Source organism: Bradyrhizobium sp. CIR48 (assembly GCF_014198315.1).
GTDB lineage: Bacteria > Pseudomonadota > Alphaproteobacteria > Rhizobiales > Xanthobacteraceae > Bradyrhizobium.
On the sequence record NZ_JACIHG010000008.1, the window covers coordinates 1 to 18668 of the forward strand.

17 protein-coding genes are annotated in these 18668 nt (G+C 64.0%); 13 read left to right on the forward strand and 4 right to left on the reverse strand.

The features are described 5' to 3' along the window. The first annotated feature begins 59 nt into the window (after nucleotides 1-59). From GGD66_RS23880 to GGD66_RS23900, 5 genes are all read left to right on the forward strand, one after another. On the forward strand, nucleotides 60-1079 hold the full coding sequence (locus tag GGD66_RS23880; RefSeq protein WP_183259158.1) for a branched-chain amino acid ABC transporter permease: 1020 nt from the start codon (nucleotides 60-62) through the stop codon (nucleotides 1077-1079). A 29-nt stretch (nucleotides 1080-1108) separates the two neighbouring features. Continuing rightward, a complete protein-coding gene (locus tag GGD66_RS23885) occupies nucleotides 1109-2344 on the forward strand; it encodes an ABC transporter substrate-binding protein (protein ID WP_018318827.1) in 1236 nt (411 codons plus the stop codon). Between the two features lie 121 nt (nucleotides 2345-2465). After that, a complete protein-coding gene (locus GGD66_RS23890) occupies nucleotides 2466-3692 on the forward strand; it encodes an ABC transporter substrate-binding protein (protein WP_183259159.1) in 1227 nt (408 codons plus the stop codon). Between the two features lie 239 nt (nucleotides 3693-3931). Continuing rightward, the gene (locus GGD66_RS23895) at nucleotides 3932-5161 is read left to right on the forward strand and encodes an ABC transporter substrate-binding protein (RefSeq protein ID WP_092254319.1); all 1230 of its coding nucleotides are present in this window, start codon (nucleotides 3932-3934) and stop codon (nucleotides 5159-5161) included. Between the two features lie 199 nt (nucleotides 5162-5360). Further along, a complete protein-coding gene (locus GGD66_RS23900) occupies nucleotides 5361-6644 on the forward strand; it encodes a glycerate kinase (RefSeq protein WP_183259160.1) in 1284 nt (427 codons plus the stop codon). 131 nt (nucleotides 6645-6775) lie between these two features. Here GGD66_RS23900 and GGD66_RS23905 read toward each other — a convergent pair whose 3' ends face one another. Further along, nucleotides 6776-7309 carry a MarR family winged helix-turn-helix transcriptional regulator gene (locus GGD66_RS23905; RefSeq protein ID WP_092254317.1) on the reverse strand — a complete coding sequence of 178 codons (534 nt, stop codon included), beginning with the start codon at nucleotides 7307-7309 and terminating at the stop codon, nucleotides 6776-6778. 176 nt (nucleotides 7310-7485) lie between these two features. Here GGD66_RS23905 and GGD66_RS23910 point away from each other — a divergent pair, with 176 nt between their 5' ends. The 3 genes from GGD66_RS23910 to GGD66_RS23920 are packed head-to-tail and all read left to right on the forward strand — an operon-like array spanning nucleotide 7486 to nucleotide 11031. After that, nucleotides 7486-8526, forward strand: coding sequence for a branched-chain amino acid ABC transporter permease (locus GGD66_RS23910; RefSeq protein ID WP_183259161.1), 1041 nt, complete (start codon nucleotides 7486-7488; stop codon nucleotides 8524-8526). Between the two features lie 7 nt (nucleotides 8527-8533). Then, nucleotides 8534-10303 carry an ABC transporter permease subunit gene (locus tag GGD66_RS23915; protein WP_092254315.1) on the forward strand — a complete coding sequence of 590 codons (1770 nt, stop codon included), beginning with the start codon at nucleotides 8534-8536 and terminating at the stop codon, nucleotides 10301-10303. Next, nucleotides 10300-11031, forward strand: a complete 732-nt coding sequence (locus GGD66_RS23920) for an ABC transporter ATP-binding protein (RefSeq protein ID WP_183259162.1) — start codon at nucleotides 10300-10302, stop codon at nucleotides 11029-11031. Before GGD66_RS23915 ends, GGD66_RS23920 begins: the two co-directional genes overlap by 4 nt. Nucleotides 11032-11220: 189 nt before the next feature. On the opposite strand, the gene GGD66_RS23925 is transcribed toward GGD66_RS23920, so the two are convergent. Then, on the reverse strand, nucleotides 11221-11838 hold the full coding sequence (locus tag GGD66_RS23925) for a pyridoxamine 5'-phosphate oxidase family protein (protein ID WP_183259163.1): 618 nt from the start codon (nucleotides 11836-11838) through the stop codon (nucleotides 11221-11223). A gap of 122 nt (nucleotides 11839-11960) precedes the next feature. Between GGD66_RS23925 and GGD66_RS23930 the strand changes: the two genes are divergently transcribed. Continuing rightward, on the forward strand, nucleotides 11961-12845 hold the full coding sequence (locus GGD66_RS23930; protein ID WP_183259164.1) for a LysR family transcriptional regulator: 885 nt from the start codon (nucleotides 11961-11963) through the stop codon (nucleotides 12843-12845). 125 nt (nucleotides 12846-12970) lie between these two features. Here GGD66_RS23930 and GGD66_RS23935 read toward each other — a convergent pair whose 3' ends face one another. Both GGD66_RS23935 and pobA read right to left on the reverse strand, forming a co-directional pair. Continuing rightward, complete coding sequence (locus GGD66_RS23935; protein ID WP_183259165.1) at nucleotides 12971-13390, reverse strand: PaaI family thioesterase; 420 nt, start codon at nucleotides 13388-13390, stop codon at nucleotides 12971-12973. A gap of 234 nt (nucleotides 13391-13624) precedes the next feature. Further along, nucleotides 13625-14794, reverse strand: a complete 1170-nt coding sequence (gene pobA / locus GGD66_RS23940) for a 4-hydroxybenzoate 3-monooxygenase (RefSeq protein WP_183259166.1) — start codon at nucleotides 14792-14794, stop codon at nucleotides 13625-13627. A gap of 263 nt (nucleotides 14795-15057) precedes the next feature. Between pobA and GGD66_RS23945 the strand changes: the two genes are divergently transcribed. The 4 genes from GGD66_RS23945 (at nucleotide 15058) to GGD66_RS23960 (ending at nucleotide 18593) form a co-directional block, all read left to right on the forward strand. After that, complete coding sequence (locus GGD66_RS23945; protein WP_183259167.1) at nucleotides 15058-16074, forward strand: TRAP transporter substrate-binding protein; 1017 nt, start codon at nucleotides 15058-15060, stop codon at nucleotides 16072-16074. Between the two features lie 214 nt (nucleotides 16075-16288). Then, the gene (locus GGD66_RS23950) at nucleotides 16289-16798 is read left to right on the forward strand and encodes a TRAP transporter small permease (RefSeq protein WP_018321429.1); all 510 of its coding nucleotides are present in this window, start codon (nucleotides 16289-16291) and stop codon (nucleotides 16796-16798) included. Between the two features lie 2 nt (nucleotides 16799-16800). Next, nucleotides 16801-18120 (forward strand): TRAP transporter large permease, encoded by a 1320-nt coding sequence (locus GGD66_RS23955; RefSeq protein WP_018321428.1) that lies wholly within the window; start codon nucleotides 16801-16803, stop codon nucleotides 18118-18120. Between the two features lie 11 nt (nucleotides 18121-18131). Next, nucleotides 18132-18593, forward strand: coding sequence for a DUF3237 domain-containing protein (locus tag GGD66_RS23960; RefSeq protein ID WP_183259168.1), 462 nt, complete (start codon nucleotides 18132-18134; stop codon nucleotides 18591-18593). Nucleotides 18594-18668 lie beyond the last annotated feature (75 nt).

Below are 18668 nucleotides of genomic sequence, written 5' to 3' on the forward strand. Positions count from 1 at the left end.
GTCCTGGTCGTCAAACCCGCTGGCCTGTTCGGCCGGCACATCGTCAAGCGAGTTTGATCATGAGCGCTGCAGAAGAAGTCGTTGCAGAAGGCCACCAGGCGGTCGAGGCGGTTCCGAAGCGGGCCATGACCTTGGGCACCGGCACCTCGCTGGTGGTGCTCGCGGCGCTTTTGATCGTGCCGATGTTCGTCAAGAACTTCGTCATCTTCCAGATGACGATGCTCCTGATCTACGGGCTCGCCGTGCTGGCGCTGAACATCCTGACCGGCGGCTCCGGCCAGTTCTCGCTCGGCCAGAGCGCCTTCTACGCCGTCGGCGCCTATACGTCGGCGGTGCTGATGGAGCACGCCAACATCAACTACGCGCTGACCATTCCGATCTCCGCCGTGGTCTGCTTCGGCTTCGGGTACTTGTTCGGCAAACCGGCGCTGCGGCTCTCGGGCGTCTATCTCGCGCTCGCGACCTTCGCACTCGCGACCGCGATGCCACAGCTGCTGAAGCTGAACTTCCTGGAACACTGGACCGGCGGTGTGCAGGGCCTCGTCGTCACCAAGCCGGACGCGCCGTTCGGCCTGCCGATGTCGCAGGACACGTGGCTGTACTACTTCACGCTCATCGTCACGCTCGCGATCTACATCTTCTCGGTGAACCTGTTGCGCTCGCGCTCCGGCCGCGCCTTCATGGCGATCCGCGACAACGAGATCGCGGCGTCCTCGATGGGTGTCAACGTGGCGCTGTACAAGACGCTGGCGTTCGGCGTGTCCGCCGGCATCACCGGCGTTGCCGGCTCGCTCGGCGCCATCGCGGTGCAGTTCGTCGCGCCCGACAGCTACACCATCACACTCGCGATCTCGCTGTTCCTCGGCATGGTCGTCGGCGGCGTCGGCTGGCTGCCCGGCTCGTTCGTCGGCGCGGCCTTCATCATCTTCGTGCCGAACATGGCGGAGAGCATCTCCAAGGGCCTCTCCGGGGCGGTGTTCGGGGTGCTGCTGTTCCTCGTCATCTACCTCGTGCCGCACGGCGCCAGGCAGATCGCGATCCTGGGCCAGCAATTCGCCGGCAAACTCAAGAAAAACTGAAGATTGTTGGACTAAAGAAGGAGATCGAATTGTATTTTGGAAGAACACTGCGAGCCGCCGCGCTGGTCACGGCAACGGCGGCCATTGCCCTCACCTCCGGCGCTGCACTGGCCCAAAAGAAATACGACACCGGCGCGTCCGATACCGAGATCAAGATCGGCAACATCATGCCGTACAGCGGTCCGGCGTCGGCCTATGGCATCATCGGCAAGACCGAAGAAGCCTATTTCAAGATGATCAACGACAAGGGCGGCATCAACGGCCGCAAGATCAACTTCGTCACCTATGACGACGGCTATTCACCGCCGAAGGCAGTCGAGCAGGTCCGCAAGCTGGTCGAGAGCGACGAGGTACTGGCCGTGTTCAATCCGCTCGGCACGCCCTCGAACAGCGCGATCCAGAAGTACCTCAACGCCAAAAAGATCCCGCAGCTGTTCGTCGCCACCGGCGCCACCAAGTGGAACGATCCGAAGAACTTCCCCTGGACCATCGGCTGGCAGCCGTCCTACCAGAGCGAAGCCCAGATCTACGCGAAATGGCTGATGAAGGAGAAGCCCGACGCCAAGGTCGCGATCCTCTATCAGAACGACGATTTCGGCAAAGACTACCTCAAGGGCACCAAGGACGGTCTCGGCGCCAAGGGCGCGTCCATGATCATCATGGAAGAGAGCTATGAGGTGTCCGAGCCGTCGATCGACGGCCATATCGTCAAGATCAAGGCCGCCAATCCCGACGTGCTGCTGATCTATGCGACGCCCAAATTCGCGGCCCAGACCATCAAGAAGACGGCCGAGCTCAGCTGGAAGCCGCTCCAGATCCTCACCAACGTCTCGATCTCGGTCGGTAGCGTGATGAAGCCCGCCGGCTTCGAGAATGCACAGGGCGTGCTGTCGGCGGCCTATGCCAAGGACTCCACCGATCCGCAGTGGGCCAACGACCCCGGCATGAAGAAGTGGAACGAGTTCGTCGACAAGTACATGCCGGGTGCCGACAAGTCCGACACCAGCATGGTCTATGGCTACGGCGCGGCCTCGACCCTGGCCAAGGTCCTGGAGATGTGCGGTGACGATCTCACCCGCGCCAATCTCATGAAGCAGGCGGCTTCGCTGAAGGATTTTGCGCCGGATACGCTCCTGCCCGGCGTCAAGATCAACACCGGCGCTACCGACTTCGCCCCCATTGCGCAGCTGCAGATGCAGCGCTTCAAGGGTGAGAAGTGGGAACTGTTCGGCGAGATCATCAGCGGCGACGTCGCCTCTGAGTGACACGCTGACGCAATAGTCCGACCCTCGAGAAGCCCCCGCGAGCGATCGCGGGGGCTTTTTGTTGACGGCAGGCGCCAATCTTGTTCAATGCGGCGCCGATCCAACTCGGGGCAGGAGAACAATGTCCGCCGTTCGTTTTCAGGTTGCGGCCCTCTGGACCGCGCTCGCTTTGTGCACTGCGATGAGCAGCCCGGCACTGGCGCAGAAGAAGTACGACAGCGGCGCATCCGATACCGAGATCAGAATAGGCAACATCATGCCCTATAGCGGCCCGGCCTCGGCCTACGCCGCGATCGGCAAGGCCGAAGAAGCCTATTTCCGCAAGGTCAATGCCGAGGGCGGCATCAACGGGCGCAAGATCAAGTTCATCTCCTATGATGACGCCTATTCACCGCCGAAGACGGTGGAGCAGGCGCGCAAGCTGGTCGAGAGCGACGGGGTGCTGCTGATCTTCGGCTCGCTCGGCACGTCCACCAACGGCGCCATCCGCAAATACATGAACGAGAAGAAGGTGCCGCAATTGTTCGTGGCGAGCGGCGCCTCGAAGTGGAACGATCCCAGGCAATATCCCTGGACCATGGGCTGGCAGCCGAGCTACGCGAGCGAGGCGCGCATCTACGCCAAATACATCATGAAAGAGAAGCCGGACGGAAAGATCGGCGTGCTCTACCAGAACGACGATTTCGGCAAGGACTATCTGAAGGGGCTAAAAGATGGCCTCGGGCCCAAGGCCTCGATGATCGTGCTGGAAGAGGCCTACGACACGTCGGAGCCCGCCATCGACGAGCACGTCGTGAAGCTGAAGGCCTCGGGCGCCGACGTGTTCATCAGCATCACCACGCCGAAATTCGCCGCGCAGGCGATCAAGAAGGCGGCGGAGATCAACTGGCATCCGGTCCACATCATCTCCAACGTCTCGGCTTCGGTCGGCGGCGTGATCGAGCCCGCAGGGCTCGAGGTCTCGCAGGGCGTCCTGTCGGCGAGCTACACCAAGGACGGCTCCGATCCGCAGTGGAATGCCGACGACGGCATGAAGAAATTCTATAACTTCCTCGCGCAATATGATCCCAAGGCCAACAAGCTCGATGCCGGCGTCGTGTTCGGCTATGCCGCCGCGCAGACCATAGTGAAAGTGCTGCAGATGTGCGGCGACGACCTCACCCGCGAGAACGTCATGAGGCAGGCAGCCTCCTTGAAGGATTTCGAGCCCGACACGCTGCTGCCCGGCATCAGGATCAACACCGCGCCGGACAATTTCGCGCCGATCGAGCAGCTGCAGATGATGCGCTTCAAGGGCCGGAAATGGGAGCTGTTCGGCGACATCATCTCCAGCGAGATGGGCCACTGAAGCGGCGCAACCCAAAATCGTTCGCTGATTGGTTAAACAACCCAAGACAGCCGGACCTTCTCGCAGTCGCACACGGGCGCCGGCGGCCCCTGACTACTAAAGACGCAGCCCCTGCGACGCCGTCGCTGGGGCTTTCTGTTGAAGGCACCAGCCAAATCGTATTGAATTGCGGCAGCGTCGCCAAAAAAATCGAGACAAGAAAAGGGGCGCACACACATCAAGAAAATAGGGAGATAGGAATGCCCGCTGTCACCGGCAAGCTTGCAGCCGCATCACTGGCGCTTGCGCTCATTGCGGCCTCGGCCTCCACTGCATCGGCCCAGAAGAAATACGATACCGGCGCGACCGACACCGAGATCAAGATCGGCAACATCATGCCCTACAGCGGACCGGCCTCCGCCTACGGCATCATCGGGCGGACCGAAGCCGCCTATTTCAAGAAGATCAACGAAGAGGGCGGCATCAACGGCCGCAAGATCAATTTCGTCTCCTACGACGACGCCTATTCGCCGCCGAAGACGGTGGAGCAGGCACGCAAGCTGGTCGAGAGCGACGAGGTCCTGCTGATCTTCAATTCACTCGGCACGCCGCCGAACTCGGCCATTCAGAAATACATGAACTCAAAGAAGGTGCCGCAGCTGTTCGTCGCGACCGGCGCCACCAAATGGAATGATCCGCAGAACTTCCCCTGGACCATGGGCTGGCAGCCCAATTACCAGAGCGAGACGCAGATCTACGCGAAATACATCCTGAAGGAGATGCCGAATGCCAAGATCGGCGTGCTCTACCAGAACGACGATTACGGCAAGGACTACCTGAAGGGCCTGAAAGACGGGCTCGGCGCCAAGGCCGCGAGCATGATCGTGCTGGAGGAAAGCTACGAGACCTCCGAGCCGACGATCGACAATCACATCGTGAAGATGAAGGCGACCGGCGCCGACGTCTTCATCAACATCACCACACCGAAGTTCGCGGCACAGGCGATCAAGAAGATCTCCGAAATCGGCTGGAAGCCGACCCACTTCCTCAACAACGTCTCGGCCTCGGTCGGCAGCGTGATCAAGCCCGCCGGCTTCGAGAATTCGCAGGACATCATTTCGGCTGCCTACCTGAAGGACGTGTCGGATCCTCAGTGGAAGGACGACGCCGGCATGAAGGCTTTCCTGGAGTTCATGACGAAATACTTCCCTGAAGGTGACAAGCTCGACGGCGGCACCATCGTCGGTTACGGCGTGGCGCAGACGCTGGTGGAAGCGCTGAAGAAGTGCGGCGACAATCTCACGCGCGAGAACGTCATGAAGCAGGCGGCGAGCCTGAAGGACTTCCGCACCGAGGTGCTGCTGCCCGGCATCAAGATCAACACCGGCGCGAACGACTTCGCACCGATCAGCTCGCTTCAGCTCATGAAGTTCAAGGGCGAGAAGTGGGATCTGTTCGGCGACGTCATCAGCGCTGACGCCGGCGGCTAGCCTCCAGTCGGATCGCAATGTTCAAAAGGGCCCTCCGCGAAATCATCGCGGAGGGCTTTTTGCTACGCGGCGATTATGATCACGCGATTGCATATTCGAATGATGACACAGCCGGCTTACGCTTTGGCCGCCGATGCGCTAGGCAGGGGGAACGGCGGCGTGTGTCGCCAGTTTGTTCCGTCTGCCGAAGGCCATCGTCATGACCGACCGCCGTCCCCTGCTCCGCGCGCTGTACGACGCCGCCGTTGCCGCCGCCCATCCCAATGTGGTGCTGGCGCCGCACCTGGGGCCCGCGCCGAAAGGACGCGTGATCTGCCTCGCCGCCGGCAAGGGCGCCGGCGCCATGGCCGCAGCGGCCGAACGGCATTATCTCGACACGCTCAAGCTGGCGCCGGAGCGGCTCGTCGGCATCGCCACCACGCGCCACGGCTACGGCGTGCCGACGCGCAGCATCCGCGTGGTCGAGGCCGGGCATCCCGTGCCGGATGAGGCTGGCCTCAAGGGCGCGGCCGACACGCTCGCGCTCGCAGGCGAGGCCGGGCCGGACGATCTGCTCCTGGTGCTGCTCACCGGCGGCGGCTCGGCGAACTGGATCGCGCCCAGCAACGGTATCAGCTTTGCGCAGAAGCAGGCGGTCAACAAGGCGCTGCTGCGCTCGGGCGCGCCGATCGGCGAGATGAACGTCGTGCGCAAACACCTGTCGCGGATCAAGGGCGGCCGTCTCGCACGCGCCGGCAAGAATGCCGCCAAGATCGTGACGCTCGCGATCTCGGACGTACCGCATGACGATCCTTCCGCGATCGCCTCCGGTCCGACCGTGCCTGATCCGACCACGCTGGCCGATGCGCGCGCCATCGTCGCGAAATACCAGCTCGACATCGACGATGCCGTGCGCCGCGCGCTCGACGATCCCGCCAATGAAAGCTGCAAGCCCGGCGATGCCGCCTTCGCGCGCGCGCATTTCGAATTGATCGCGCGGCCCAAGCAGTCGCTCGACGCCGCGGTGAAGCTCGCGCGCGAATCCGGTTACGAGACCATCGACCTCGGCGCCGATCTCGAAGGCGAGGCACGCGAGGTCGCGGCCGCTCACGCCAGGCTGGCGCTGCAAGCGCGCGCGCAAGGCAAGCGCCTCGCGATTCTCTCCGGCGGCGAGCTCACGGTGACCGTGCGCGGCAATGGGCGCGGCGGGCCGAACCAGGAATACGCGCTGGCGCTCGCCGCCCTGCTCAAGGACACGCCTGACATCTCGGCGCTGGCCGGCGACACCGACGGCGCCGACGGCGGCGCCGGCAACCCCACCGACCCCGCCGGCGCGCTGATCGACGCGACGACGTTCGCGAAGATGAAGGCGCAGGGGCTTCAGCCGCAAGCGTACCTGGACAACAACGACGCCACGACGTTCTTCGAGGCGACCGGCGACCTGCTGCTGCCGGGCCCGACGCTGACCAACGTGAACGACATCAGGGTGATTTTGGTGGATTGAGGCGCCTGCCCCAGCAACGGTGTCATTCCCCGCGAAAGCGGGGAATCCAGTACGCCGCGGCTTCTCGATTCCAGCCGCGCCGTCTCTGGAATACTGGATCGCCCGGTCAAGCCGGGCGATGACAGCCGAGTTCAGAACTCGCTCGCGACCTTCGCGAGCATCGCGATCAGGGCTTCGCGATTGGCCTGCCCGAGCAGCTCGTTCAGCCGGGCCTCGTGCTTGGTGGCGACCAGCTTCTTGGCGCGGGCCAGCACCGCCTTGCCCTTGTCGGTCAGCACCAGGATGTGCGAGCGGCGGTCGTTGGTGGAGCGGATCCGCGCGCAAAGGTCGCGGCTCTCGAGATTGTCGAGCATGGCCACGAAGTTCGGCCTGAGGATGCCGAGGGTGGAGGCGATCTCGGTCTGGTTACGGCCCGGATTCTTCTCGACGAGCAGCAGCACGGAGAACTGCGCCGGCGTGAGCTGGAGCGAGGCCATGCAGCGCAGGAAGTTCTCGAACACCTTGAGCTGCGCCCGCTTCAGCACATAGCCGAGCTGTTCCGAGAGCTCGCCGAGCTGGAGCGCTTCGCCGGCCCCCTGACCTTGCACCTCGGCCGCGTCCTTGCGGCCCTTGGCCGTGTCGGCAGGCTTTTCAGCGGACTTTTCAGCGGCTTTGGAAACGGTCATCGCCTCGTGCTCATAATCCCGCTAAATTCGGGAGGGATCGTTCCCGCCCTTGATGTTATATTTGATAATTGTTATGGACCATATCAAATATCGCATGCGGTTTTCAATGGCTGTGAGCGGACCGTCCACCGCGATCGAGGGGACCGGTCCGTAATCTTAAGGGGGAGCGTCCGGTCTTGAATACCACCATCATGCTGTTCCTGGTGCAGGACGGCATCACCAATGGCGCGATCTATGCGCTGCTCGGCCTGGCGCTGGTGCTGGTGTTCGCCGTCACCCGCGTCATCCTCATTCCCCAGGGCGAATTCGTCACCTACGGCGCGTTGACCTATGCCTCGCTGGCCGCAGGCCAGATGCCGGGCACGGCAAAGCTCGCGCTGGCGCTCGGCATCGGCGCTTTCGCCTTCGACCTGTTCGTCGCACGCAAGGCGCTGCACGGCCGTCTGATCGCTCGCAGCGCCCTCACCAATATCGTGCTGCCGGCCATCGTGCTGGCGCTGACGATTTACTTCGCCGCCCAGAAGCCGCCGGTTGCAGTTTCAATCGCGCTGTCGCTGGTGATCGTGGCGATGATCGGCCTCTATCTCTACCGCGTCGCATTCCAGCCGCTGGCACACACCTCCGTGCTGGTGCTGCTGATCGCATCCGTGGGCGTCCATCTGGCACTGCAGGGCCTCGGCCTGCTGTTCTTCGGCGCCGAAGGCCAGCGCGGACCTGCCGTACTGTCCGGCGCGTTCACCGCGGGCTCGCTGCGCTTCACCGGCCAGAGCCTTACCGTCTACGGCATCACCATCGCCTTCATCGTCGCCCTCTGGCTGTTCTTCGGCCTGACCCTCTACGGCAAGGCGCTGCGCGCGACCGCCGTGAACCGGCTAGGAGCGCGACTCGTCGGCATCCGCACCACGCTGTCGGGGCAGATCGCCTTTCTGCTGGCATCCGTCATCGGCGCGCTGTCGGGCATCATGATCGTGCCGATCACGACGCTCTACTATGACAGCGGCTTCCTGATCGGCCTGAAGGGCTTCGTCGCCGCGATCATCGGCGGCCTCGTCAGCTACCCCCTCACCGCCGCCGCGGCGCTGGTCGTCGGCCTCGTCGAGGCGTTCTCGTCCTTCTATGCCTCCAACTACAAGGAGGTGATCGTTTTCATGCTGCTGATCCCTGTGTTGCTGCTGCGCTCGCTCGCCGCGCCCGCCGTCGAAGAAGAGAAGGACTGAGGCTGAAATGCAGAGCCGCCTTCCCATCATCGTCTTCGCAGCCGTCATGGCCGTGATCCCGTTCGTCCCCGGCATGCCTCCGTTCTGGATCGTGCTGCTCGACAATATCGGCCTGGCCGCCCTCGTCGCGATGGGCCTCGTGCTGCTGACCGGCGTCGGCGGCCTGACCTCGTTCGGACAGGCAGCCTTCGTCGGCTTCGGCGCCTATACCACCGCGGTGCTGTCGACGGCCTACGGCCTGTCGCCCTGGCTGACGCTGCCGCTGTCGCTATTGGTCAGCGGATCGCTGGCAGTGCTGCTCGGGCTGATCACCGTCCGCCTCTCCGGCCATTATCTGCCGCTGGGCACGCTCGCCTGGGGGCTCGGGCTGTTCTATCTCTTCAGCAAGCTGGAGTTCCTCGGCCGTAACGACGGCATCTCGGCGATCCCGCCGCTGTCGATCGGCACGTTCAAGATGCTCTCGCCCGGCTCGATCTATTACGCGATCTGGGTCGCCGTGATCCTCTCGGCCCTGCTCACCATGAACCTGCTGGATTCCCGCACCGGCCGCGCCATCCGTGCGCTCCGGCGCGGCCATGTCGCCGCCGAGGCGTTCGGCGTGCACACGCCGCGCGCCAAATTGCTGGTGTTCATCCATGCCGCAGTGCTCGCGGGCCTCTCGGGGTGGCTCTACGCCCATCTCCAGCGCGCGGTGAACCCGACGCCGTTCGGCGCACAAGCCGGCATCGAATATCTCTTCATCGCGGTGGTCGGCGGCGCCGGCTATGTCTGGGGCGGCGTGCTCGGCGCGGCGATCGTCGTGGTGCTGAAAGAGGTGCTGCAGAGCTATCTGCCGCTGATCCTGCCCGGCTCCGGACAGGTCGAGACCATCGTGTTCGGCATCATGCTGGTGGCGCTGCTGCAACTCGCGCCCGGCGGCCTCTGGCCCTGGCTGATGTCCTTCCTGCCCGAGCGCTCCGGTGGCAAGAAGCCCGACACCTCGCTGAAGCTGGAACAGCGTCCCCGCGCTCCCGGCCACTCCAGCATCCTGCTCCAGGTCGACAAGGCACGAAAGCAGTTCGGCGGCGTGGTCGCGGTCAACAACGTCTCCTTCGACGTGCAGGCCCGTGAGATCGTCGCGCTGATCGGCCCGAACGGCGCCGGCAAGAGCACGACCTTCAACCTGATCACCGGCGTGCTGTCGGCCACGTCAGGCTCGGTCTCGGTGCTCGGCAAGAAGGTCGACAAGGCGCCGCCGCAGGAGATCGTCAAGCTCGGCATCAGCAGGACCTTCCAGCATGTGAAGCTGGTCCCTGACATGACCGTGCTGGAGAACGTCGCGATCGGCGCGCATCTGCGCGGCCATTCCGGCCCGATCGCCTCGATGCTGCGGCTCGACCGCGCCGACGAGGCCAAATTGCTCGCCGAGGCCGCCCGCCAGATCGAGCGTGTCGGCCTTGCCGACCAGATGCATCAGCTCGCAGGCAGCCTTTCGCTCGGCCAGCAGCGCATCGTCGAGATCGCCCGCGCGCTCTGCGTCGACCCGATGCTGCTGCTGCTCGACGAACCGGCCGCCGGCCTGCGCCACATGGAGAAGCAGCAGCTCGCCAAGCTGCTGCGTGACTTGCGCGATGGCGGCATGAGCGTCCTCCTGGTCGAGCACGACATGGGCTTCGTCATGAACCTCGCCGACCGCATCGTGGTGCTCGATTTCGGCACCAAGATCGCCGAGGGCACGCCCGCCACGATCAAGACCAATCCCGAAGTGATCAAGGCCTATCTCGGAGTGGCGGCATGAGCGCGCTGTTGTCCGTCACCGACGCCCATGTCGCCTATGGCAAGGTCGAGGCGGTGCGCTCGGTCTCGCTCGAGGTCGGCGCGAATGAGATCGTCACCATTGTCGGCGCCAACGGCGCCGGCAAGACCACGCTGCTGTCCGCCATCATGGGCATCCTGCCGCTGAAAGGCCGCGTCACCTTTGCCGGCCAGGATCTCGCCCGGCTCGACATCGAGGATCGTGTCGCGATGGGGCTTGGCCTCGTGCCGGAGCACCGCGAATTGTTCGTGACCATGAATGTCGAGGACAATCTCGAATTGGGTGCGTTCCGCATCGACCGGAGCAAGGCGAAGGCCTCGATGGAGCGCGTCTACACGCTGTTCCCGCGGCTGAAGGAGCGGCGCAAGCAGTTCGCCGGCACGCTTTCGGGCGGCGAGCAGCAGATGCTCGCGATGGGCCGCGCGCTTATGGGCGAGCCGAAGCTCCTCATGCTGGACGAGCCGAGCCTCGGCCTCGCGCCGATCATCGTCGCCGACATCTTCCGCATCGTCACCGAACTCCGCGCCAGCGGCGTCTCCGTGCTGCTGGTCGAGCAGAACGCCCAGGCCGCGCTGAAGATCGCGGACCAGGCCTATGTGATGGAGCTCGGCGAGTTCGTGCTCTCCGGCAAGGCCAGCGACATCGCCGCGAACGAGCGGGTTGCGGCGAGCTATCTTGGCTTCCAGCATGAAGGCGAGAGCGCGATCTGATTTCTCTTACCCTCCCCTGGAGGGGGAGGGTCGCTTCGCCACGAGCGTAGCGATGTGCGAAGCGGGTGGGATGACGGTCCCTCCGCGTAGAACACTGCCCGTGTTGAGAGATCACCCCACCCCGCTCGCGCTCCACGCGATCGACCCTCCCCCTCCAGGGGAGGGTAAGCAAGCGCCGCGTTTACGAAGCTACCCCGCCTTCTCCTTCAGCATCGCGACCTCCGCCTCCAGCTCCGCGATCCTCGCATCCCTCGCCGCCAGCGCGGCCGCCACATCACCCGCATCGAATTTCTGCGGAATGTGCTGTGGGCAGTTGGTGTCCCAGGCTGCGATCTTGAACATAATCACCTGCTCCGGACGGGCGCGGTAGCCCTTCGGCATCAGTGACGTGGTCAACGCCTCGTCGTCCTCGACCACGCGCGCCTCGCCCCAGATCTTCACGCGGCGGCGATGGGCGTAGTCCATCACGAAAATGTAGGCCTTGGGATTCTCCGACAGGTTACCCTGGGTGATGTACTGCCGGTTGCCGGCATAATCGGTGAAAGCCAGCGTCTGCTTGTCCAGCACCTTCAAGAGGCCCTTCGGGCCGCCGCGGTGTTGGATGTAAGGCTGGCCATCGGCCGAGGCGGTCGCAAAGTAGAAGCTGCTGGCGTCAGCCAGGAATGCGGCGAGGTTCTCGTCGACCTCAGTGCGCCATCCACGCTGCTCGGCGTGGGCATAACCCCCGCGCGAGCCCTTGCGGGCCTGGATCGTCTTCACCGCCGGCGAGAACGCGACATCGCTGGCATAGGTGTGAACTGCAGTCATCGGAACATCTCCTGAAGATTCCGGCGCATTGCTGCGTCTTTCGACGACTAAAGTGGACCTCACGGCAGCTAAAACAATCTACGCGCTTGACACTTCATCATTGCGATATATGCAATAATGACATGGACCGCCTCGAAGCCATGCACGCCTTCGTCACCGTCGCCGATCTCAGCGGCTTCGCGCCGGCGGCGCGCAAGCTACACCTGTCGCCCTCGGCGATAACGCGGCTGATCGCGGCGCTGGAGGAGCACCTCGGCGCCCGGCTGCTGCAGCGGACCACCCGGCAGGTGAGATTGACCGACGTCGGCACGCGCTATCTGGAGCGCGCGCGGCGCATCCTCGCCGATGTCGAGGAGGCCGACGGCTCCGCGCGGGAGGAGCGCAATCGGCCGAGCGGACGGTTGGTGGTATCGGCGCCGGTCGGCTTCGGCCGGCTGCATGTCGGGCCGGTGATGACCGACTATCTCAAGCGCTATCCCGAGGTCAGCGGGGAATTGCGCTTGTCCGACCATCTCGTCAATCTCGTGGAGGACGCCGTCGATGTCGCGGTGCGGATCGGTCATCTCGCCGATTCCTCGCTGGTGGCGCGCCAGGTCGGCGAGATGCGACGGATCGTGGTGGCGACGCCGGGCTATCTGAAGCGCCACGGCGAGCCGAAGGCGCCGGACGCGTTGCTCGAACACCAGACCATCCAGTTCGGCCCCTCCGCCAGCTGGCACTTCGTGCAGGACGGCCGCGACATCGAGGTCACGCCATCGCCCCGCTTCATCAGCAACAGCGCCGACGCCGCCCTGCAATACGCGGAAGCCGGCGGCGGGGTGACGCGCGTGCTGGCCTATCAGGCCGCCGAGGGGCTGAAGCGCGGACGGCTGAAAATCGTGCTGGCGAAGTATGAGCAGCCGGTGCTGCCGATCCACATCATCTACCCGACTTCGCGCCTGCTCTCGGCCAAGGTGCGCGCGTTCGTCGATCTCGTGGTGGAGACGGCGGAGTGGAGGTTTGCCTAGACGTGTCCCGGACGCGCCGCGGAGCGGCGCAGAGCCGGGACCCAGAAGGCGGCAGATGTCGAGACATGGGTCCCGGCTCTGCGCAGCAGCGTTGCACGCTGCAGCGCGTCCGGGACACGGAGAGATCACCCCTTCTTCGGCACCACCCGGAACGTGCCGCTCGCCCGCGCGATCACGGTGTCGTCGGCTTTGACAAGGCACTGCCCAAAGCAGATCGTCTTGCCGGTCTTGATCACGTCGCTCTCGATCGAACACCACTGGCCGATCTCGGCGGAGCCGGCAAAATCGACCGAAAGCGAGACCGTCACGAACGACGTGGTCCAGTTGGTCACCAGCGCACAACTATAGCCCATGGCATTGTCGGCGAGCGCCGCGATGAGGCCGCCATGAATCAGGCCGCGGCCGTTGGTGTGGGGCCTGGCCAGCCGGAGGCCTATGATGACGGCCTTGTCGGTGTTCTTGGAGTAAAGCGGCTCCCAGGGTTCGGTGAGAGGACTCTTGCGAAAGAGCGGCTCGAAGCCGGCGGGAATGTCGGTGGCGGTCATGGTTGTCTCGCGTTGCCGTGTCGTCAGCATTGAACGCGATCGCGATGACGGTTGCATCAATTACAAAGTTTTAAACGGGATTTGCTCGCGTGTTTGAAACACGGGTGGCGCCATAATGACCGAGCCGTAGGGTGGGCAAAGCGAAGCGTGCCCACGCCCTTTCGCAATTATGGGAAGATGGTGGGCACGGCGCAAAGGCGCCTTTGCCCACCCTACGGCACCGTCGGCGCCGTCTTAAAACGGCAGCCCGACATAATTCTCCGACAGCGACGTCATCGCGGCCTGCGACTGCGTGACGTAGTCGAGCTCGGCGAGCTGAATGCGCGCGCCGATGGTGCCGGTGTCCGGGAATTTGTGCAGCATCGAGGTCATCCACCAGGAGAACCGCACCGCCTTCCAGACCCGCGCCAGCGCCGTGGTGGAATAGGCGTCGATCCCGGCGCTGGATTTCTCGTCGTAGAATTCGCGCAGCGCGCCCGACAGATAATGCGCATCGCTGGCGGCGAGGTTCAGTCCCTTGGCGCCGGTCGGCGGCACGATATGGGCGGCGTCGCCGCACAGGAACAGCCGGCCGAAGCGCATCGGCTCGGCGACGAAGCTGCGCAGGGGCGCGATGCTTTTCTCGATCGAGAGGCCGGTGACGAGGCTATCGGCCGCCTCCTGGTCGAGCCGGCGCTTCAATTCGTCCCAGAAGCGGTCGTCCGGCCATTGGTCGACATGGTCGTCGAGCGAACACTGCACATAGTAGCGGCTGCGTTTGGTCGAGCGCATGGTGCAAAGCGCAAAGCCGCGGGCGTGGTTGGAGTAGATCAGCTCATGGCTGACCGGCGGCGTCTCCGACAGGATGCCAAGCCAGCCGAACGGATAGACCCGCTCGAACTCCTCGATCGCCCCGGCCGGGACGCTGGCGCGGCTGACGCCGTGAAAGCCGTCGCAGCCGGCGATGAAGTCGCAATCGAGCGTGTGGGTGACGCCGTCCTTCTCCCAGGTTACGCGCGGGTGACTACCGTCGAAATCATGCGGCTGAACGTCCTTGGCCTCATAAACCGAGATCAGACCGGCGGCTTTGCGCGCGTTCATCAGATCGAGCGTGACCTCAGTCTGGCCGTAGATCATAACCGTCTTGCCGGTCGCCGCCTTCATGTCGATGCGGTGACGGCGGCCGGAAAAGGCCAGCTCGATGCCTTCATGGACCAGGCCCTCGGCATGCGCCCGCGCCCCGGCGCCGATCTGGTCGAGCAGCGCGACGGTTCCCTCCTCGAGCAGACCGGCGCGGATGCGACCGAGCACGTAATCCGGGCTCTGCCGCTCCAGAATGACATTGTCGATGCCGTATGCGTGCAGCAGTTGCCCAAGCAACAATCCGGCCGGTCCGGCCCCGATGATTGCGACTTTTGTCCGCAATACTTGCTCCTTCCGATCCTGTAGGCTTTGCTCGTGGCTCGCTTGTCGCGTTGCTCCGCGCACGATAATTATATCATATAACGGTTGGGCAAAAGGGGAGGGCCGTCGCCGGGCAGCGACAAATCCATGCAGCATGGCTGACGCAGACGGCGCGGCGAAGTGCGCGCCAGTTCCGGCTTGAACGCGCCGGCCGATTAGATAACATGTTAATTAACGAGACCGGGCCATCGAAGCCCGCCGTCGAAAACAGGGAGAGACGTGTGATGAGGAAAGCCTGTCTGGCGTTGCTGCTGGCCGCAAGCGTGACGCCTGCCTTCGCGCAGGACAAGACCTTCGATTTGAAGATCTCGCACTGGGTGCCGGCTTCGCATCCGCTGCAGAAGTCGCTGGAAGACTGGGCTGCCGCGGTCGAGAAGGATTCCGGCGGCACCATCAAAGGCAAAGTGTTTCCGGCCCAGCAACTCGGCAAGGCGTTCGACCATTACGACATGGCGCGCGACGGCATCGCCGACGTCACCTACGTCAATCCCGGCTACCAGCCCGGCCGCTTCCCGATCGTCGGCGCCGGCGAACTGCCGTTCCTGATCTCGGACGCCAAGGGCGGCTCGATGGGGCTGGACGCCTGGTATCGCAAATATGCCGAGAAGGAGATGAAGGACGTCAAATACTGCCTCGCCTTCGTCCACTCACCCTCCTCCTTCCATTCCAAGACCAAGAAGATCGTGCTGCCCGAAGATGTGAAGGGCATGAAGATCCGCCCGGCGCACGCCACCATGGCGAACTTCGTGACGTCGCTCGGCGGCACCAATGTGCAGTCCTCGGCGCCTGAGGTCCGCGACATCATCGAGCGCGGCGTCGCCGACGGCGTCACCTTTCCCTGGGGGTCGCTGGTGCTGTTCGGCATCGACAAGGTGACCAAATACGACATGGAGGCGCCGCTCTACACCACGACCTTCGTGTTCGTGATCAACAAGGACAAGTACAACGCGATGTCCGACAAGCAGAAGGCCGCGATCGACAAGAACTGCTCGGTCGAAATGGCGGGCGTGGTCGGCGAGCACTGGGGCAAGTTCGAGGATGCCGGCATCGACAAGGTGAAGGCGGAATCCGGTCACGAGGTCTACAAGCTGACATCCGAGCAGACCGCTGCCTGGAAGAAGGCCGCCGAGCCGCTGGTGAAGACCTGGTCCGAGGGCGCCAAGAAGGCCGGAGCCGATCCGGACGCCGCACTCGCGGATCTCAAGGCCTCGCTGAAGAAGTACAACGCGCTAGCGGAGTGAGGCCCAACGGCGCCCGCACACTCGCTCCACCTCTCCCGCTTGCGGGAGAGGTCGGCGCGTCCGGGCGATGCGAAGCATCGTCCCGCGCGCAGGGTGAGGGCTCTCTCCCCTTGGGGAGTCTCTCTGGAGGCACCCCCACCCCTCCCCCGCAAGCGGGAGAGGGAGCCCAGCACCGTCGTGGATGCAACGCACTCATCTTGAACAGGACCACCCCATGAAGCGCTCCTGGATGGACCGCATCATCGACACGATCGAATGGATCGCGGCCGGCTTCGTCGGCATCGTCGCGCTCGACATCTTCTTGTCGGTGCTGCTGCGCAACACGCTGAATTATTCGATCCCCGATTCGTTCGACATCGGCCGCATGTTGCTCGGCATCCTCATCTTCTGGGGCATCGCCGCGACCTCCTATCGCGGCACCCATATCACCGTGGACCTCGTCTGGGGCAATGTCGGACCGCGCCATCAGCGCTGGATCGACGTGTTCGCAACCCTCGTGCTGCTGTTCGTCGTGACGGTGCAGACCTGGACGCTGTTCGACAAGGTACGCGGCACCTACAACGACAATGTCCTGACCTTCGACATGCACATGCCGACATGGCCGTTCTTCGCGATCGCCTGGGTCGGTGACGTCTGCGCCGTGCTGCTGATCGCGATCCGCACCTACCGCCTGATCTTCCACCCCGAAGACATGCACGATCCCAAATTGAAGGCGACGGAGTAATCATGAGCACCGATGCCGTCGCCGTAATCGGCTTCGTCTCCCTGTTTGTCCTGATGCTGCTGCGCGTGCCCGTCGGCATGGCCATGGGCCTCGTCGGCGTCTCCGGCTTCGCCTATCTCGTCAACGGGACGGCGGCCCTGAAGCTGGTCGGCCAGACCTCGATGCGCACGGTGACCGACTACACCTTCGGCGTCATCCCGATGTTCCTGCTGATGGGCTCGTTCGTGTCCAATTCCGGCATGAGCCGCGAGCTGTTCCGCGCCGCCAACGGGTTCGTCGGACATTTGCGCGGCGGCCTCGGCATCGCCACCGTTGGGGCCTGCGGCGGCTTTGCCGCGATCTGCGGCTCCTCGGTCGCGACCGCCGCGACGTTCTCCGCCGTCGCTTACCCGGAGATGCGCCGCTTCGGCTATCCGCAATCGTTCGCCACCGGCGTGATCGCCGCCGGCGGCACGCTAGGCGCGATGCTGCCGCCCTCCACGGTGCTCGCGGTCTACGGCATCATCACCGAGCAGGACATCGGAAAGCTCTTCATCGCCGGCATCATCCCGGGCCTGCTGGCGATGAGCATGTACATGATCACGATCTTCCTGATCGGTTATTTCCGCCCCGACTTCCTGCCCAAGGGCAAGGTGACGCCGTGGCGCGAGCGCTTTGCCGGCCTGAAGGAGATCTGGGCGCCGGTGCTGCTGTTCGTGTTCGTAATCGGCGGCCTCTACGGCCTGCCCTATTTGCCGCGCTTCACGCCGACGGAAGCCGGCGGCGTCGGCGCCGCCGGCGCGTTCATCATCGGCGTGCTGACGGGCCGGCTCGACCGCGAGAAGATCCTGGCCTCGCTGCTCCAGGCGACGCGCACCGCCGCGGCGGTGTTCACGGTGCTGATCGGCGCGCTGATCTTCGGCTATTTCCTCACGGTGACGCAGACGCCACAGAAAGTGACCGAATTCCTCACCGGCCTCGGTCTCGGCAGCTACGGCGTGCTGGCACTGATCATGGTGATGTATCTCGTGCTCGGCTGCCTGATGGATGCCATGGCGATGATCATCCTCACGGTGCCGATCATCTTCCCCGTCATCACGCATCTCGGCTTCGACCCGATCTGGTTCGGCGTCATCATCGTCATGACCGTCGAGCTCGGCCTGATTCACCCGCCGGTCGGGATGAACGTCTTCGTCATCAAGAGCGTGGTGAAGGACGTCTCCTTCTCCACGATCTTCAAGGGCGTGATTCCGTTCGTGGTCACCGACCTGATCCGCCTCGTGATCCTGATCGCCTTCCCGCTGCTCGCGACCTGGCTGCCGACGCGGATGATGGCGCATTGACAGGGGGAAGCATGACGACACCGACGCTCAAGACGAAGTACGTCTTCACCATCACCGCGTGCATCGGCGACGTCGTCACCGCCGGCGAGACCGGCATCGGTGTCCGCCGCATCATCCCGATCATCGGCGGTGAGGTCACGGGTGCGATATCAGGCAAGGTGCTGCCGTTCGGCGCCGACTTCCAGACCATCCGACCCAACGAGCTGATCGACCTGGAAGCGAAATACGCCTTCGAGACCGACGACGGCGCCATTGTCTATGTCGAGAACAAGGGCATGCGTTTCGGACCGGTCGAGCTGCTGCAGAAGCTCAAGCGCGGCGAGCCGGTCGATCCCAAGCTGATCTATTTCCGCACCGTGCCGCGGTTCGAGACCGGGCACGACAAGTATCGCTGGCTGATGGAGCACATTTTCGTCGGCTCAGCCGCGCGCCACGCCGACCGCGTCGTGATCGACGTGCATCAGGTGATGTGACCATACGCTCTGCTGTCGTCCCTGCGAACGCAGGGACCCATACCGCGGAATCTATCGATTGCGGGCGGTGGGAGT

Excerpts from the sequence above, each read along its gene's own strand:
- GGD66_RS23955 (WP_018321428.1), top strand. The coding sequence starts at position 16,801 with ATGAGCACCGATGCCGTCGCCGTAATCGGCTTCGTCTCCCTGTTTGTC.
- GGD66_RS23900 (WP_183259160.1), top strand. The coding sequence starts at position 5,361 with ATGACCGACCGCCGTCCCCTGCTCCGCGCGCTGTACGACGCCGCCGTT.
- GGD66_RS23880 (WP_183259158.1), top strand. The coding sequence starts at position 60 with ATGAGCGCTGCAGAAGAAGTCGTTGCAGAAGGCCACCAGGCGGTCGAG.
- GGD66_RS23890 (WP_183259159.1), top strand. The coding sequence starts at position 2,466 with ATGTCCGCCGTTCGTTTTCAGGTTGCGGCCCTCTGGACCGCGCTCGCT.
- GGD66_RS23925 (WP_183259163.1), bottom strand. The coding sequence starts at position 11,838 with ATGACTGCAGTTCACACCTATGCCAGCGATGTCGCGTTCTCGCCGGCG.
- GGD66_RS23935 (WP_183259165.1), bottom strand. The coding sequence starts at position 13,390 with ATGACCGCCACCGACATTCCCGCCGGCTTCGAGCCGCTCTTTCGCAAG.
- GGD66_RS23905 (WP_092254317.1), bottom strand. The coding sequence starts at position 7,309 with ATGACCGTTTCCAAAGCCGCTGAAAAGTCCGCTGAAAAGCCTGCCGAC.
- GGD66_RS23915 (WP_092254315.1), top strand. The coding sequence starts at position 8,534 with ATGCAGAGCCGCCTTCCCATCATCGTCTTCGCAGCCGTCATGGCCGTG.
- GGD66_RS23945 (WP_183259167.1), top strand. The coding sequence starts at position 15,058 with ATGAGGAAAGCCTGTCTGGCGTTGCTGCTGGCCGCAAGCGTGACGCCT.
- GGD66_RS23920 (WP_183259162.1), top strand. The coding sequence starts at position 10,300 with ATGAGCGCGCTGTTGTCCGTCACCGACGCCCATGTCGCCTATGGCAAG.
- GGD66_RS23930 (WP_183259164.1), top strand. The coding sequence starts at position 11,961 with ATGGACCGCCTCGAAGCCATGCACGCCTTCGTCACCGTCGCCGATCTC.
- GGD66_RS23960 (WP_183259168.1), top strand. The coding sequence starts at position 18,132 with ATGACGACACCGACGCTCAAGACGAAGTACGTCTTCACCATCACCGCG.
- GGD66_RS23895 (WP_092254319.1), top strand. The coding sequence starts at position 3,932 with ATGCCCGCTGTCACCGGCAAGCTTGCAGCCGCATCACTGGCGCTTGCG.
- GGD66_RS23950 (WP_018321429.1), top strand. The coding sequence starts at position 16,289 with ATGAAGCGCTCCTGGATGGACCGCATCATCGACACGATCGAATGGATC.